Genomic DNA, 14,319 nt, shown 5'->3' with positions numbered 1-14,319 from the left:
GCGGGACGACGGTTCAGCAGCCGGCTCGCGCGCCCTGTGTCGCGCGTGACACAAACGCCCCCGGCTGAGGGACATCGGCCTCGCGCCGTGCCAGTGAATTGCGCAAGAGCGCGATCGCCTCGCGGCCGGCGGTCGCAATCTCGCGTGGCCTGTCGACGCCGACGATCATGAACTCCTTGATCCCCAAAGCGGCGTAGGAAAGCAGCGACAGCGCGACCTGCGCCGGCGGCCCGGCAAGTTCGAGCGCCTTCTGGCAGGAAGCGGCCGATTTGTCTTCCGAACGGATTCGGACGGGAAGCGCGAAACGCAGCTTGCCGGCCCGGCCGTGTTCGGCAGCAGCGCCGCGTACGCGCTCCATTGACTGGTGAATTTCTGCAAGCGAGCCAGGCGCCAGCTCGAACACGTCCGCATGCCTGCCCGCGACCCTGAGCGCAGTGCCCGACTGCCCGCCCATGCGGATGGTCACATCGGCACCATGCGGCCCCTTGCGCGGCACATAGCCGCCTTTGATGCTGTAAAAGGTGCCTTCATGGTCGAACGGCCTGTCGTTCGACCACAACCGCTTCAGCAGCACCAGATATTCATCAATGCGTTGCCAGACCACTGTGTGGCCGGCCGGACGTGCCTCGGCATCGTCGTCGCTCAGCGGCTCGCTGAGCATCCTGAGCGACAGCCGGCCACCGCTTCTCGCGTCGAGGGCAGCGAGTTGTCGCGCCGCCACGGTTGGTTCGATCACGCCTGCCCAATGCGTGAGCACGACCTCCAGGGACGAGGTCCGGTCCAGCGTCTGGGCGGCAAGGTCCATATTGGTCAGCAGCCCGGCCTGGTCGTCGATGACGATCCTCTGGAATCCAGCATCCTCGATCAGTGACAGCTTCGTCGCGGTCTCGACAAAGTCATAGAAAAAGCTGGCGTCGGCAGCGTGGATCTTACCGGGAACATGCGTGAACTCGATCGGCATTGCCATCTCCTCCATCACGTTGGAATCAGGGCGCGCAAATGCACACCGGCATTCGGTTCATCAACTCCGGAATTTCTGCAAACGGCAGGCCGCTATCCCGAGGAAGCCTCGATGATCAGAGCCTTGACAATCAGGGGATCAGCCCCAGTACCACTGCCCCGGTGAATACAAACGCAAGGGCAAAGACGAGATAGGCGAAAGCACCGGCATAGGCCGGCCGCCACACCTGGTCGGAACCCAGCCTTTGGCCTTTGCGGGCAGTCTGAGCGTTCTGGCTATAGGACATATCGACCTCCGTCTCGGCGCTTAATCTATAAAATCAGTAGACTTTGTCGAGTGCTATTTTCGCGCGATCCTTAGAACAATTTTCTCCAAACGGCGGACAAGTTAGTGCTTTTACTGCTTAGCGCTGCCTTTTGCGGCATGCCGGGGTGACGGCAGGAAACGTCAGGTCCATGTGTCTGTGGCTCCTTGGCCATCCAATGGATGAGGGATAGCATCGCTTCAGCGGAAAGCCGCGACGTCACGGCAAGGCAGCAGGGAGCAAACCATGGGGACAAGACTGGCCGGCAAGGTCGCCATCATTTCGGGTGGCGCGACAGGAATGGGCGGTGCGGCCTCGGAGCTTTTCGCGGCCGAGGGCGCCAAGGTGGCGATCGTCGACCGCAACGGCGAAGCGGCGGCGGCCACCGCAGCGGCAATCAGGCAACGCGGCCATGTCGCCGAACACTGGGTCGCCGACGTATCGGATGAGGCGCAGGTCGAAGCGGCGGTGAAGGGCGCGACGGAAAAATTCGGCCCGGTCACGGTTCTGTTCAACCACGCCGGCACCCTCGTCATCAAACCCTTCCTGGAGACCACGCTGCAGGAATGGGACTGGCTGCATGCCGTCAATGTGCGTTCGATGTTCCTGATGACGCGTGCTGTGTTGCCCGGCATGATCGCCGCCGGCGGCGGGTCCATCGTCTGCACCTCGTCGATCTCCGCGGTGGCGGCGACGCCGATGGAGGTGCTTTACGACACCACCAAGGGCGCCTGCCATATGTTCGCGCGTGCCATCGCCGTCGAGTTCCGCGACCGCAACATCCGCTGCAATGCGGTCTGTCCAGGCTTCATCAGGACACCGCATGGCCTGCGCGAGGTCGCCGATCTCGACAAACTCGGCGTCGATGTCTCCGACGCGGCAATGGCGGCGCAGCAAGGGCGGATCGGCGAGCCGGAAGAGGTCGCGAAGGCAGCCCTGTTCCTGGCCAGCGACGAGGCCAGCTTCGTCAACGGCGCCCATCTGTTCGTCGATAACGGCTTCACCGCGATATGAAAGGCGAAGCGCCGCTACCGCTCTTCGCGCCGGAACGGCTTGAGCAGCGCCGACGGGGCCACCGCATTGCGCGACATCACCGCCATAGCGACGATGGTGAAGATGAACGGCAGCATCAGGAAGGCCTCGTAGGGGATATGGCCAAGCCCGCTCGCCTGCATACGCAACTGCAAGGCGTCAACGAAGGCAAACAGCAGTGCCGCGCCTGCCGATCGCCACGGATCCCAGCGGCCGAAAACGACGAGCGCGATTGCCACCCAGCCACGCCCCGAAACCACGCCGAAGGTGAAGGCGTTGAATTGCGCCATCGACAGGAAGGCACCGGCCAGTCCCATCAAGGCACCGCCGAGGATCACCGCCTGGAAGCGTGTTGCAATGACGCTGACGCCGGCAGAATCGGCGGCACGCGGGTTTTCGCCGACCATGCGCACCGCTAGGCCCCAAGGCGTGCGGTAGAGCACGAAGGCGGCCAGCGGTATGGCCAGCATCGCCATGTAGACCAGCGAAAACTGGTTGAACACCGCCGGCCCAAGCACCGGTATGTCGGACAGGATCGGGATCGGCAGCGTCTCGAACCCCTTGATGTTCGGTGGCACCGATTGCTGTCCGAAGATCAGCCGGTAGAGGAAATAGGCAAGGCCCGACGAGAACAGCGTCACGCCGATGCCGCAGACATGCTGGCTGAGGCCGAGCGCTACAGTGAACAGCGCGTGCACGGCGCCCATCAGCGCCCCGGTCAGCACCGCCGCGAGCACGCCAAGCCAAAGGCTGCCGCTGAGGCTCGCCGCGGTGAAGCCGGTCATCGCCGACAAAAGCATGATGCCTTCGATGCCGAGATTGAGCACCCCGGCGCGCTCGGAGAACATTTCGCCCAGCGTTGCGAAGGCCAGGGGCGTGGCGATGCGGATGATGGCGGCCAGGAAGCCGACCTGGAATATCTGCTCCAGCACCACGCTCATTTGGCTATTCCCACGCGACGGAGGCGATAGGCGGTGAACAGCAGCGCCACCAGCATGGCAAGCAATGCGGTTCCCTGAATAACATCGCTGAGGAAGGCCGGAACGCCGGTGGCCCTCGACATCGCCTCGGCGCCGGTCATGACGGCGGCAAGGAAGATCGCCGCCGGCACCACGCCGAGCGGATTGAGCCTCGCCAGCATGGCGACGACGATGCCGGAATAGCCATAGCCCGGCGAGATGTCGCTCATCACCTGGAAATGCACGCCGCCGACCTCGCCGACGCCGGCAAGGCCGGCCAATGCGCCAGACAGCAGCGCCGTCGAAATCAGCACCCGCTCGACATTGATGCCGCCATAGCGCGCCGCTTCCGGGTTTTCGCCGGTGACCCTGATGCGGAAGCCGAGCGTGGTGCGCGCGACCACGAACCAGATGACCGGTGCCGCGACCAGCGCCGCGACGACGCCGAGATGCAGCCGTGTGCCTTCGAGCAGCACCGGAAAATTGGCCGTATCCTCGATCGGCGGCGAGATCGGGTAGCCGCTGAAACTGTCCTTCCATGGCCCCTCGATCAGCGCCATCAGTGCATAGAAAATGACCGAGTTGAGCAGCAGTGAGCTGACCACGTCATCGACCCTGAATTTTACCCTCAGCGTGGCGGGGATCAGGGCGACGGCCGCGCCGGCGGCAGCGCCCGCCAGCGCCATCAGCAGCATGGCGAGCGGCCCCGGCATCGGGATTGCACCGACGGCACAGCTCGCCGCCGCACCAGCCAGCAATTGCCCTTCGGCGCCGATGTTCCAGAATTTGGCGCGGAAGGCGACTGCCACGGCCAGCCCGGTGAAGATCATCGGCGCGGCACGCACCAGCGTTTCGGTGATGGCGTAGCTGTCGCCCAAAGACGCCGAAAACATAACGCCATAAGCCTCGACGACGCCGGCGCCGGCCAGTGCGATGAGGCCGCTGCACAGGATCAGCGTCGCGCCGATAGCGAGCAGCGGCAGCGCCAGATTGAACCAGGCGGGCGTTGAGGTGCGGGCCTCGAGACGGAACATCAGGCATGGCCCTCCGCTCCGGTCATCATCAACCCGAGTCTGGCGATGCTGGCGTCGGCGCTGTTCAGCGTGCCGACGATGCGGCCTTCATACATCACCGCGATACGATCCGAGAGCATCAGCAACTCTTCCAGATCCTCGCCGATGACGATGATGCCGCAGCCCTTGGCGCGCATGTCGAGGAATTTTTCGTGGATGAAGCGCGCGGCGCCGATGTCGAGGCCGCGAGTCGGCTGCGAAACGATCAGCACCTTCGGATCGAAGGCGAGTTCGCGCGCCAAAAGCGCCTTCTGCAGATTGCCGCCGGAAAGCGCCCCGGCGCGCGTCATCGGCCCGGGGCAACGTATATCGTAGGCTTTGATCTGTGCCTCGGCGAAGGCGCGGATCCCATCCGGCTTGAGCAGGCCGTTGCGGCTGAACGCCGCCGTGCCGATGCGCGGCAGCACCATCGAATCGGCGAGCGGCAGATTGGTGACCAGCCCTGTCGTCATACGGTCTTCCGGGATGCGGCCGAGGCCGAGCGCCTGCACTGTGCTCGGCGAGAACCGCGAAACCGTTTTGCCGGCTATGGTCATCTTCCCGGCATCGGGCGCACGCACGCCGGAGATGACCTCGGCAAGCGCGCGCTGGCCATTGCCGGAGACGCCGGCGATGCCGAGGATCTCGCCGCCACGAACCGACAGCGAAACATCGCGCAGCGCCATGCCGGAATGATGCGATGTCGAGATACCGTCGAGGGTCAGCACGGCCGCACCCGGCATCGACGGTCCTCTGGCCGGAGGCACGATCTCGTGGCCGCACATCAGCCGCGCCATCTCCGAGGACGTGGTGCTGGCCGGCGCATCGACGCGGCCGGCAACGCGCCCATGCCGGAGCACGACGCAGCGATGCGTCAGCGCTCGCACCTCGTTGAGCTTATGCGAGATGAAAATGATGCCGAGCCCTTGTGCCGCCATCGAGCGCAGCGCCGAAAACAGCCCGTCGACCTCGGTTGGTGCCAACACCGCCGTCGGCTCGTCGAGGATCAGCAGCCTTGCGCCGCGAAACAGCGCCTTGACGATTTCGAGCCGCTGTTGCTCGCCGACCGACAGCGCCGAGACGGGGAGGTCCGGGTCGAGCGTCAGCCCGTGCTGGCGGCCGATCTCGGCGAGCCGCGCCAGCCCGCCGGCGCGGTCGATCCGGCCCGATCTGCCGGGAATGCCGATCAAGAGGTTCTCCAGCACCGAAAGCCGTGGTGCGAGATGAAAATGCTGGTGCACCATGCCGATGCCGACGGCCAGCGCATCGGCCGAACTGTTGATCGCCACCGACCGGCCCTGCACCAGGATCTCGCCGGCATCGGGCGCATAGGCGCCGAACAGCACGTTCATCAGCGTCGTCTTGCCGGCGCCGTTTTCGCCGAGCAGCCCGAGGATTTCACCCGGCGCGACGCTGAGATCGACGGCCTCGTTCGCCTTGACGGCGCCAAAGCTCTTGGAGATGCCGCGCATTTCAATAAGAGGGGCAGGCGTTGACAAGGGTGCTCCCGATCGGAATTGGCTTTACGGTTCAGCTTTGATCGACGGGAATGCGCTGCACCCCCCTCTGGCCTGCCGGCCATCTCCCCCTCAAGGGGGAGATCGGATGTCACTTCGGCTTTCGCAAATCGTCAGCGCTGAAGAAGAGGTGCTGTCGGCGAAGCTGCTAATCTCCCCCCTTGAGGGGGAGATGGCCGGCAGGCCAGAGGGGGGTGCGACAAGCGCCAGACCCCCAAAAGACAGCGCTCAGTCCGAGACCGGCGTATTCTCATCGACGTCGACGCGGAAATTGCCGTCGAGGATCTCCGCCTTCTTCTTCTCGACCAGTTCCTTGACCTCGGCCGGCAGCGTCTTGTCGAACTTGTGGTAGGGCGCGAGGTACGAGCCGCCCTTGGCCATGCGCGAGAAATCGCCGTAATCCTGCGCGGTGAAGACGCCGGCCTTGACCAGCTTGATCGCCTGCTCGACGGTCGGATACATGTCCCAGACCGGCCCGGTGATCACGGTGTCGGGGCCGAGGCTCGACTGGTCCGACATGTTGGAGATGGCGAGGATCTTCTTCTCCGCCGCCGCTTCGATGACGCCGAAGCGCTCGGCATAGATGACGTCGACGCCGGCGTCGATCTGGGCGACGGCCGCTTCCTTTGCTTTTGGCGGATCGAAGAACGAGCCGATGAAGGCGACCTTCTTCTTGATGTCGGGATTGACCTCCCTGGCGCCGGCAAAGAAGGCGTTGACCAGCCGGTTCACTTCCGGAATGCCCATCGCCGCGACGGCGCCGACCGTGCCCGATTTCGACATTTTTCCGGCGATCATCCCGGACAGATAGGCCGGCTCGTGAATCCAGTTGTCGAAGACGCCGAAATTCGGCTCGGCCGGCCCGGCGCCGGAGCCGAACAGGAAGGCGGTCTTCGGGAACTGCTTGGCGGTCCTGCGCGATTCGCGCTCGGCGGCGAAGGCATCGCCCAGCACCAGCTCATAGCCGCCCTGCGCATATTCGCGCATGACGCGGCTGAAATCGGCCGTCTGCACCTTCTCCGACCATTTGTATTCGATGCCGAGTTCCTTCTCGGCCTTCTGCAGGGCAACATGGATCTGGTTGTCCCACGGCTCCTCGATCGGCGTGGCGAAGATCGCCGCCACTTTCAGCTTCTTGGTCTTGGCAAAGGCGCTGCCCGGCAGCATCGCCGCCGCCAGGCCGAGCGCGCCCAGCTCCAGCACGTTGCGGCGCGAAAGCTCTTCGCGTTTCGATTGGATTCTGCTCTTCCCGTTGTCCATTGCATGCCCCTCTGATTGGCGCCGTGTCGAGCCGGCTCTCTTCTCTGGAATATCGGCGAAGGAACTATGGAACGGTGCCCGGCTTTTGTCCACATGGTCAAATTTGAGTGGGCGGAACGCGCCATTAAATGGCCCGGCAAATCGACGCTTGCTCACAATCGCTCCAGCGCCACGGCGATGCCCTGGCCAACGCCGATGCACATGGTGGCAAGTGCATAGCGGGCGCTGCGTTCGCGCAGCTCCAGCGCCGCCGTGCCGGTGATGCGCGCGCCGGACATGCCGAGCGGATGACCGAGCGCGATGGCACCGCCATTCGGGTTGACGTGCTCCGCATCCTCGGCAATGCCGAGCTGGCGCAGCACGGCGATGCCTTGCGAGGCGAAGGCCTCGTTGAGCTCGACGACATCGAACTGTTGTGGCTTCAGGCCGAGCCGGGCACACAGCTTCTGCGTGGCCGGCACCGGACCGATGCCCATGATGCGCGGAGCGACGCCGGCGGTGGCACCGCCGAGGATACGGGCGATCGGCGTCAACCCGTATCTTTTCGCGGCTGCTTCCGAGGCGACGATCAGCGCCGCGGCGCCGTCATTGACGCCCGAGGCATTGCCGGCCGTAACCGTGCCGCCTTGCCGGAACGGCGTCGGCAACTTGGCCAACGCTTCGATCGACGTGCCCCCGCGGGGATGCTCATCTCTGTCGACAACGACCGGATCGCCCTTGCGCTGCGCGATCGTCACCGGCGTGATTTCCTTTGCCAGCCGGCCATTGGCTTGTGCGGCTACAGCCTTGTCCTGGCTGCGCACGGCAAATGCGTCCTGGTCGGCGCGGGAGACAGCGAACTCTTCCGCCACGTTCTCGCCGGTCTCCGGCATCGAATCGACGCCGTATTGCTTCTTCATCAGCGGATTGATGAAGCGCCAGCCGATCGTGGTGTCGTAAATCTCGGCATTGCGCGAAAAGGCGGTCTCTGCCTTCGGCAGCACGAACGGAGCGCGGCTCATCGATTCGACGCCGCCTGATATCATCAGCTCCGCCTCGCCGGCCTTGATGGCGCGGGCAGCAATCATCACCGCATCCATGCCCGAACCGCAGAGACGGTTGACGGTCGAGCCCGAAACCTCCTTCGGCAGGCCGGCCAGCAGCAGCGCCATGCGCGCCACATTGCGGTTGTCCTCGCCGGCCTGGTTGGCGCAGCCATAGACGATGTCGTCGATGGCAGCCCAGTCGATGTTTGGATTGCGCTCGACCAGCGCCTTCAGAGGTATAGCGCCGAGATCGTCGGCACGGACCGCCGACAACGAACCGCCGAAGCGTCCGATCGGCGTGCGGATGTAGTCGCAGATATAGGCCTCGGCCATTATACAGCCTTCCCGGTTGCGCTGATGATTTCTGCTCCCGACCCAGCCATGTTGGCCGCATTCTCCTTGAGACGAAAGCACATCTCGCCGCCGGCCGTTAGGCCAAAGAGAATTTCAGCTGCCGCCCGCCGGGAGCGGCGGATCAGCCGATGCTTTCTCCACCGTCGATCACCAGCGCCTGGCCGGTCATGAAGGACGAGCGGTCGGAGACGAGGAACAGGATCGCTTCGGCGATTTCCTCCGCGCTGGCCCAGCGCTGCATGGGAATTTTGGTGCGGACATAGTTCTCGATCGCCGCCCGCCCGCCCATCTGCGCGATGAACGGCTCGTTGAAGGGCGTATCGACCCAGCCGGGGCACAGCGCGTTGATGCGGACATTGTGTTTGGCATAGTCGAGCGACATCTGCCGGGTCATCGCCACCACTGCATGTTTTGACGTTGCGTAGGCGATCATTTCGCGGTCGTAGAACACACCCGAATTTGAGGCGGTATTCAGGATCACCCCGCCGCCTTGCGCGATCATCGACGGCATGACCAGCCTGGCCGCCAGGAACTGCGCCCGCACATTGATCCGCCAGGAGGCATCCATGCCGTCGGCGCCGACTTCGGTCAGCGTGCCGCCGACCTGGATCCCGGCATGATTGTGCAGGATGTCGATCCGCCGATGCCGGCCCAGCGTTCTCGCAATGAGCTGCTCGACCGCCGCATCCTCGCCGACGTCGGTGGCGACGGCCTCGGCCCGACCGCCCGCCGCACGAATGTCGGAGGCGGTTGCTTCCCCCGCCGCCTGGTCCCTGTCGGCGATCACCACGAGCGCACCTTCCCTGGCCATCATCATGGCGCCGGCACGCCCGATCCCCGACCCGGCACCCGTCACCACGGCGATGCGATCTCTCAGAATCATGTTTTTTATCTTTCAGTGTGATGGTTTTCGTTGCCGCAGTTGCCATTGGGCAAGCACCACGAGCAGAACGGAGGCGACGAGCACGATCGTCGCGATGGCATTGATCTCCGGCGTGACCCCGCGCCGGATCGAGGCGAAGACATAGATCGGCAACGTCGTCTGTGCGCCGGCGACGAAGAACGCGACGATGAAATCGTCGAAGGAGAATGTGAAGGCGAGCAGGAAGCCGGCGATCACCGCCGGCATGATCTGCGGCAACACGATGCTGCGGAACGTCGTCAGCGGGGTGGCGTAAAGATCGCTCGAGGCCTCGACCAGATTGCGGTCGAGGCTGCCGAGGCGCGTGCCGACAATCATCGCCACCAGCGCCATCGAAAACAGCCCGTGCGCGGCGATGATCGAGCCATAGCCGAGCGCCAGGCGCGGTGGCTGGTCGTTCGGCCACAGCGAAGCGACAAACGGGTTGACCACCCCGAATAGCTGGACCAGCGCGACCAGCGTCGAGATGCCGATGACGACACCAGGAACGACGATCGCAGCACCCAAAAGCGCATCGAACACGGCTCGCGTCCGCGCCCCGACACGCGCCAGGCCAACCGCGGCGGCCGTGCCGCACAGCGCCGCCAGCAAGGCGCTGGTCGTGGCGATGAACAGGCTGTTCTTCAGCGCTTCGACCAGGAACGGGTTTGCTAGTGCCTTGCCGTACCATTGCACCGAGAAGCCAATGAACTCGCTGGCGTGGTGGCCGGCGTTGAACGAAAACAGCACTACCAGCGCGATCGGCAGGTAGAGAAAGGCAAAGACCGCAACGACGAAGGCACGCATCAGATCAGGTCCACCCGGCGGGCACCCGAAAGCCGGATCGAAATGCGGTTCGCGGCAAGCAGCACGACCACTGAAACCGCCACAAGTGTGATGGCGATTGCCGATCCGAATGGCCAATTGCGCGATTGCAGGAACAGATCGACCAGCGCGTTGCCGATGAAGAAGACCTTGCCGCCGCCGAGTAGCGTCGGGATCAGATATTCGCCGAGCAGCAGGATCATGACCAGCGAGAAGCCGGTCATCACACCTGGCAGCGACAGCCGCAGCGTCACGCCGAGGAATGTCGAGATCGGCGTCGCGCCGAGATCGGCGGAGGCCTCCAGCAGCCGGCGGTCGAGCCGCTCGAGGCTGACATAGATCGGCAGGATCATCAGCGGCAGATAACCATAGACGATGCCGAGCAGAACCGCTCCCGGCGTGTTGATCAGCCGCACGTCCTCCATCCCGACATAGGCCAGGAGAGCTGGGATGCCGCGCCCGCCAAGCACATACATCCAGGCATAGGTTCGCATCAGCAGGCTGGTCCAGAACGGGATGACGACAAGCGCCAGCAGGATCAGCCGCCACCGTTCCGGCGCGCGCAAAGCGAGGTAATAGGCGACCGGATAGGCAACGAGAAGACAGGCCAGTGCGCCCGCCGGCGCCAGCACCATGGTGTTCCAGAAGGCGGTCGCCCGCGCCGGAAGATTGGCAAACTGCGCCAAGGTGAAAGCGGCCTGATAGCCGCCTTCCGGCGCCCGCTCGCCGACGCTGAAAACGGCAATCGCCACGAACGGCAAAACTAAAAACACCACCAGCCACGCAGTTGCTGGACCGAGCAGCAGGGCGGTCAGGAGATTGTGACGAAGGACATTGCTGCGCATTGAAAAAACCGCCCCGGTGCCGGCGGACATCTGTCCGCCGGGGAGTTGCCTGCATCGAGCCTGTAGCCTGCCAGGTTCAAGCCGACTTGAAGCGTGCCATCAATTCGGCCCGGCCCGGATCGGTTAGCGTTGCGGCCGCACCGAATTCGAGCGGCTTCAGCAGATCCGCCGCCGGATAGAGGATCGGATTGTCCAGCACCTCCTTGGGCAGCAGCGCGTTGACCCGCGCATCGGTGGAAGGCGCGCCGTTGGCCAGGTGCTCCTTGACCGCGACTTTCGGGTTCATCAAATAGTTGAGCAAGGCATAGCCGGCAGGCTTGTTCGGCGCATCCTTGGGTATTGCGTAGAAGTCGGTCCAGATCTCGCCGCCTTCCTTGCCAAGCACGTAGGCGATTTCGGGGATGTCGCGGTGGAGCTGCGCCCCGTCATTGGTCCAGCACATCGTCATCCAGGCGTCGCCGGCACGCATCGACGGCTGGTAGTCGCTGGAGACCGCGAACAGATGCGGCTTGACCTTCAGCAGCAATTCCTCCGCCTTGGCGAGTTCGTCCGGCTTCAGCGAGTTGAACGAGAAGCCGAAATATTTCAGCGCGTTGCCGATCGTGGTCAGCTGGTAATCATGAACCATGGTCCGGCCGTCGCCCTCCGCCATGGCCGTGTCCCAGAATTCCTTCCAGCTTGTCATCGGCTTGGTCAGTTTCTTGGTGTTGACGGCAAAGCCGGTGGTGCCCCAATTCTTCGGCACCGCGTAGGTCACGCCATCGATCGTGCCTTCCCCAGTGAAGCGCGGGTCTTCTTGCGAGCCGTCATAATTGGCAAGCTTGGCCATATCCAGCGCCTCGATGATGCCAAGCTTCTTGTAAGTCGAGATCGTGTAGTTGGTCGGAACGAAAAGGCTCCAGCCCGAGGCGCCGGCCTGCAGCTTGGCCAGCATCTCCTCGTTTGACCCGAACACGTTCACCTCGACGGCAACGCCGGTTTCGGCCTTGAAATTCTCGAACGTCGCCGGGTCGTGATAATTGGGCCAGGTGGCAATCGACATGCGGTCGCCAAGCCCCTCCTGGGCGAAGGCTGGCGACGGCATGATGCCGAGTTCGCGGGCCATTACTGCCGTTGCGATGCCTAGGCCGGTGAGGCCAAGGAACTCGCGGCGGCCGATGGAACCGCGCTTGAGGCGCATCAACTGGTCGACGAATTTTTCAGGGCTTATCGGCAGTCCGTCACGATACGATTTCGACATTTTTGTTTTCCCTCTGGTTGGTCCCGTTATTCTCCGGAAACGCCAGCGGCGTTCCGGCTGTAAAGCCGACGGCGACGGGTTCACCCGGCTTGAAGAGATTTCCACCGCCAACCAGATGATCGGCCTTGGCGAGCAGTGTCCCGATGCCTTGGACCTCGATTGCATATTCCGCGGTGGAACCGAGAAAGATCCGGTTGCGGACAAGCCCGTTCAGCCGGCCGCTTCCGGGCGCGCCGAGACTTAAGGATTCAGGACGCAGGCTGACCGAGACGGCTTCGCCCTGGGCTAGCGAAGTGCGCTTGCGCGCGGCGATGACGGTGCCGTCGGCAAGCGCTATCTCGACGAGCTTGCCCGAGAGCCCGACGACCTTGCCGCTCAAGAGATTGGTCTTGCCGACGAAATCGGCGACGAAGAGGTCGGCGGGTTCGTCGTAGATTTCGCTCGGCTGCCCAAGCTGGACGATGCGCCCGCCATTCATGACGCAGACGAAATCGCTCATCGACAGTGCCTCTTCCTGATCGTGGGTGACCAGGACGAAGGTGATGCCGATCTCGCGCTGCAGGTTCTGCAGCTCTATCTGCATGTCGGTGCGCAGCTTCTTGTCGAGCGCCGCCAGGGGCTCGTCGAGCAGCAGCACCGCCGGCTTGTTGACCAGCGCCCGCGCCAGGGCGACACGCTGCTGCTGGCCGCCGGAAAGCTCATGGATCTTGCGGCGTCCATAGCCCGCAAGCCGAACCATGGCGAGCGCCTCGCCTGCCTTCAGGCTGATCTCCCGCGACGACAGGCGCGGCCGCGCCTGGCGTAGGCCATAGGCGACGTTGTCCGCCACATCCAGATGCGGAAACAACGCATATTGCTGGAACACCATGTTGACCGGCCGCCGATAGGGCGGCGTGCCGGCCATGTCGCGGCCACGGATGAATACCACACCTTCGCTTGGCTGTTCGAAACCGCCGATCATGCGCAAACAGGTTGTCTTGCCGCAGCCGGACGGCCCGAGCAACGCGACAAAGGCAGACGGCGGGATGGCAAGATCGATGCCGCTGACCGCGATCACGCTGCCGTAGCGTTTGGTGACCCCGCGAAACTCGATGTCGGGCACTGCGGTCAAAGCTGCGGGCTCCAGCGGCTAGTTGGTCTCGAAACGCTATCAGAGCCAATGGCGGCTAGTATATACCTCCCAGGTGGTATATTTCGTCTATTTTCTCGTATGGAGGGGTATGAATTGGGCGTTTCACGCAGCGATGAATACAGCCGGCTCGCTGCGCTCATCGCAGCGACGCGGGAGACGAGCGGCGAGCTTTTCGGCAAGGCGATGGTCGCCTGGCTCCGCCAGCATGTCAGCTTCGATCATTGCGTGATCTTCGGCTATCGCGGCGCCTCACGCCCGCCGCTGCTGTTCGAGACATTCTCGCCGGCCGAAAGCCACGTCTTCGTTGCGCTCTATCAGGAAGGGCCTTATCTGCTCGATCCGTTCCACCATGCGGCAGTCGAGCGCAAGGAAGGCTTTTGGCGCATGCGCGAATTGGCGCCGGATCGCTTCTATGCCAGCGAATATTACCGCTCCTATTACAGCCAGACCAGGCTTGCGGAGGAGGTCGGCTTTTTCGTGCCGCTGCCGGGAAAGGACGCGCTGGTGGTCTCGCTAATGCGATTGCGCGCTTCGGGGCCGTTCGGAACCGCCGATGCCAGGTTGCTGCGCGACATGGCGCCTGCGGTGATCAGCCTCGTCAGGCTACGCTGGCCTACCCTTCCGGCTGACGGACCGGTTGGGACGAAGCAAGACGAGGCGATTACTCCGGTCAGTGAGTTCGAACGTGCTCACATCTGGAAGAGCCTTTCGCTCACGCCGCGCGAACAGCATGTCGTCGATCTGGTGCTTCAGGGCCATTCCACGGAATCGATTGCCAGGGCGATGCGCATCGTGCCGGGAACCGTAAAAGTTCATCGCCGCAACATTTACCGCAAGCTCAAGATAAAGTCGCAGGCGGGTCTGTTCGCGCGTTTTGTCGAGATCATGGACGCACGGATTCGGTAGTCCCAA

The 14,319-nt window shown here is 63.7% G+C and carries 14 protein-coding genes; 2 read left to right on the top strand and 12 right to left on the bottom strand.

Annotated elements, in window-relative coordinates; all coding sequences use genetic code 11:
* Positions 1 to 13: 13 nt before the first annotated feature.
* Together NKH99_RS10235 and NKH99_RS10230 are read right to left on the bottom strand one after the other, a co-directional pair.
* The gene (locus tag NKH99_RS10235; protein WP_352681878.1) at positions 14 to 961 is read right to left on the bottom strand and encodes an LLM class flavin-dependent oxidoreductase; all 948 of its coding nucleotides are present in this window, start codon (positions 959 to 961) and stop codon (positions 14 to 16) included.
* A 130-nt stretch (positions 962 to 1,091) separates the two neighbouring features.
* A complete protein-coding gene (locus NKH99_RS10230; RefSeq protein ID WP_023678176.1) occupies positions 1,092 to 1,247 on the bottom strand; it encodes a hypothetical protein in 156 nt (51 codons plus the stop codon).
* Positions 1,248 to 1,511: 264 nt separating this feature from the next.
* On the opposite strand from NKH99_RS10230, the gene NKH99_RS10225 reads away from it, so the two are divergent.
* The gene (locus NKH99_RS10225; RefSeq protein WP_353013889.1) at positions 1,512 to 2,279 is read left to right on the top strand and encodes an SDR family NAD(P)-dependent oxidoreductase; all 768 of its coding nucleotides are present in this window, start codon (positions 1,512 to 1,514) and stop codon (positions 2,277 to 2,279) included.
* Between the two features lie 14 nt (positions 2,280 to 2,293).
* On the opposite strand, the gene NKH99_RS10220 is transcribed toward NKH99_RS10225, so the two are convergent.
* The 10 genes from NKH99_RS10220 to NKH99_RS10175 all read right to left on the bottom strand — a co-directional run bounded on the left by NKH99_RS10220 (position 2,294) and on the right by NKH99_RS10175 (position 13,386).
* Entirely contained in the window at positions 2,294 to 3,238 is a 945-nt protein-coding gene (locus NKH99_RS10220) for an ABC transporter permease (protein ID WP_023678177.1), read from the bottom strand.
* Positions 3,235 to 4,290: an ABC transporter permease gene (locus tag NKH99_RS10215; protein ID WP_352540873.1), complete on the bottom strand. Its 1,056-nt coding sequence runs from the start codon at positions 4,288 to 4,290 to the stop codon at positions 3,235 to 3,237. The genes NKH99_RS10220 and NKH99_RS10215 overlap by 4 nt, the downstream gene beginning before the upstream one ends.
* Positions 4,290 to 5,780: an ABC transporter ATP-binding protein gene (locus NKH99_RS10210; RefSeq protein ID WP_502900019.1), complete on the bottom strand. Its 1,491-nt coding sequence runs from the start codon at positions 5,778 to 5,780 to the stop codon at positions 4,290 to 4,292. Before NKH99_RS10210 ends, NKH99_RS10215 begins: the two co-directional genes overlap by 1 nt.
* A gap of 273 nt (positions 5,781 to 6,053) precedes the next feature.
* Positions 6,054 to 7,085, bottom strand: coding sequence for a BMP family protein (locus NKH99_RS10205; protein WP_353013887.1), 1,032 nt, complete (start codon positions 7,083 to 7,085; stop codon positions 6,054 to 6,056).
* Between the two features lie 152 nt (positions 7,086 to 7,237).
* The gene (gene pcaF, locus NKH99_RS10200; RefSeq protein WP_353013884.1) at positions 7,238 to 8,443 is read right to left on the bottom strand and encodes a 3-oxoadipyl-CoA thiolase; all 1,206 of its coding nucleotides are present in this window, start codon (positions 8,441 to 8,443) and stop codon (positions 7,238 to 7,240) included.
* 142 nt (positions 8,444 to 8,585) lie between these two features.
* Entirely contained in the window at positions 8,586 to 9,347 is a 762-nt protein-coding gene (locus NKH99_RS10195; protein ID WP_352540870.1) for an SDR family NAD(P)-dependent oxidoreductase, read from the bottom strand.
* A 12-nt stretch (positions 9,348 to 9,359) separates the two neighbouring features.
* On the bottom strand, positions 9,360 to 10,172 hold the full coding sequence (locus tag NKH99_RS10190; RefSeq protein ID WP_353013882.1) for an ABC transporter permease: 813 nt from the start codon (positions 10,170 to 10,172) through the stop codon (positions 9,360 to 9,362).
* Positions 10,172 to 11,035 (bottom strand): ABC transporter permease, encoded by an 864-nt coding sequence (locus NKH99_RS10185; protein WP_352613189.1) that lies wholly within the window; start codon positions 11,033 to 11,035, stop codon positions 10,172 to 10,174. Before NKH99_RS10185 ends, NKH99_RS10190 begins: the two co-directional genes overlap by 1 nt.
* A gap of 76 nt (positions 11,036 to 11,111) precedes the next feature.
* On the bottom strand, positions 11,112 to 12,275 hold the full coding sequence (locus NKH99_RS10180) for an ABC transporter substrate-binding protein (protein ID WP_352470751.1): 1,164 nt from the start codon (positions 12,273 to 12,275) through the stop codon (positions 11,112 to 11,114).
* Positions 12,256 to 13,386, bottom strand: a complete 1,131-nt coding sequence (locus NKH99_RS10175) for an ABC transporter ATP-binding protein (RefSeq protein WP_352540866.1) — start codon at positions 13,384 to 13,386, stop codon at positions 12,256 to 12,258. Before NKH99_RS10175 ends, NKH99_RS10180 begins: the two co-directional genes overlap by 20 nt.
* Before the next feature lie 114 nt (positions 13,387 to 13,500).
* Here NKH99_RS10175 and NKH99_RS10170 point away from each other — a divergent pair, with 114 nt between their 5' ends.
* A complete protein-coding gene (locus NKH99_RS10170) occupies positions 13,501 to 14,313 on the top strand; it encodes a response regulator transcription factor (RefSeq protein ID WP_352470752.1) in 813 nt (270 codons plus the stop codon).
* Positions 14,314 to 14,319 lie beyond the last annotated feature (6 nt).

Origin of the sequence: Mesorhizobium sp. M0854 (assembly GCF_040319815.1) — a bacterium.
Lineage (GTDB): Bacteria > Pseudomonadota > Alphaproteobacteria > Rhizobiales > Rhizobiaceae > Mesorhizobium.
The sequence above is the reverse complement of the archived record's forward strand: the minus strand, read 5'-3'. Positions and strand labels throughout refer to the sequence as shown.

Excerpts from the sequence above, each read along its gene's own strand:
- NKH99_RS10180 (WP_352470751.1), bottom strand. The coding sequence starts at position 12,275 with ATGTCGAAATCGTATCGTGACGGACTGCCGATAAGCCCTGAAAAATTC.
- NKH99_RS10230 (WP_023678176.1), bottom strand. The coding sequence starts at position 1,247 with ATGTCCTATAGCCAGAACGCTCAGACTGCCCGCAAAGGCCAAAGGCTG.
- NKH99_RS10195 (WP_352540870.1), bottom strand. The coding sequence starts at position 9,347 with ATGATTCTGAGAGATCGCATCGCCGTGGTGACGGGTGCCGGGTCGGGG.
- NKH99_RS10190 (WP_353013882.1), bottom strand. The coding sequence starts at position 10,172 with ATGCGTGCCTTCGTCGTTGCGGTCTTTGCCTTTCTCTACCTGCCGATC.
- NKH99_RS10225 (WP_353013889.1), top strand. The coding sequence starts at position 1,512 with ATGGGGACAAGACTGGCCGGCAAGGTCGCCATCATTTCGGGTGGCGCG.
- pcaF (WP_353013884.1), bottom strand. The coding sequence starts at position 8,443 with ATGGCCGAGGCCTATATCTGCGACTACATCCGCACGCCGATCGGACGC.
- NKH99_RS10185 (WP_352613189.1), bottom strand. The coding sequence starts at position 11,035 with ATGCGCAGCAATGTCCTTCGTCACAATCTCCTGACCGCCCTGCTGCTC.
- NKH99_RS10220 (WP_023678177.1), bottom strand. The coding sequence starts at position 3,238 with ATGAGCGTGGTGCTGGAGCAGATATTCCAGGTCGGCTTCCTGGCCGCC.
- NKH99_RS10235 (WP_352681878.1), bottom strand. The coding sequence starts at position 961 with ATGCCGATCGAGTTCACGCATGTTCCCGGTAAGATCCACGCTGCCGAC.
- NKH99_RS10205 (WP_353013887.1), bottom strand. The coding sequence starts at position 7,085 with ATGGACAACGGGAAGAGCAGAATCCAATCGAAACGCGAAGAGCTTTCG.
- NKH99_RS10215 (WP_352540873.1), bottom strand. The coding sequence starts at position 4,290 with ATGTTCCGTCTCGAGGCCCGCACCTCAACGCCCGCCTGGTTCAATCTG.
- NKH99_RS10210 (WP_502900019.1), bottom strand. The coding sequence starts at position 5,780 with ATGCGCGGCATCTCCAAGAGCTTTGGCGCCGTCAAGGCGAACGAGGCC.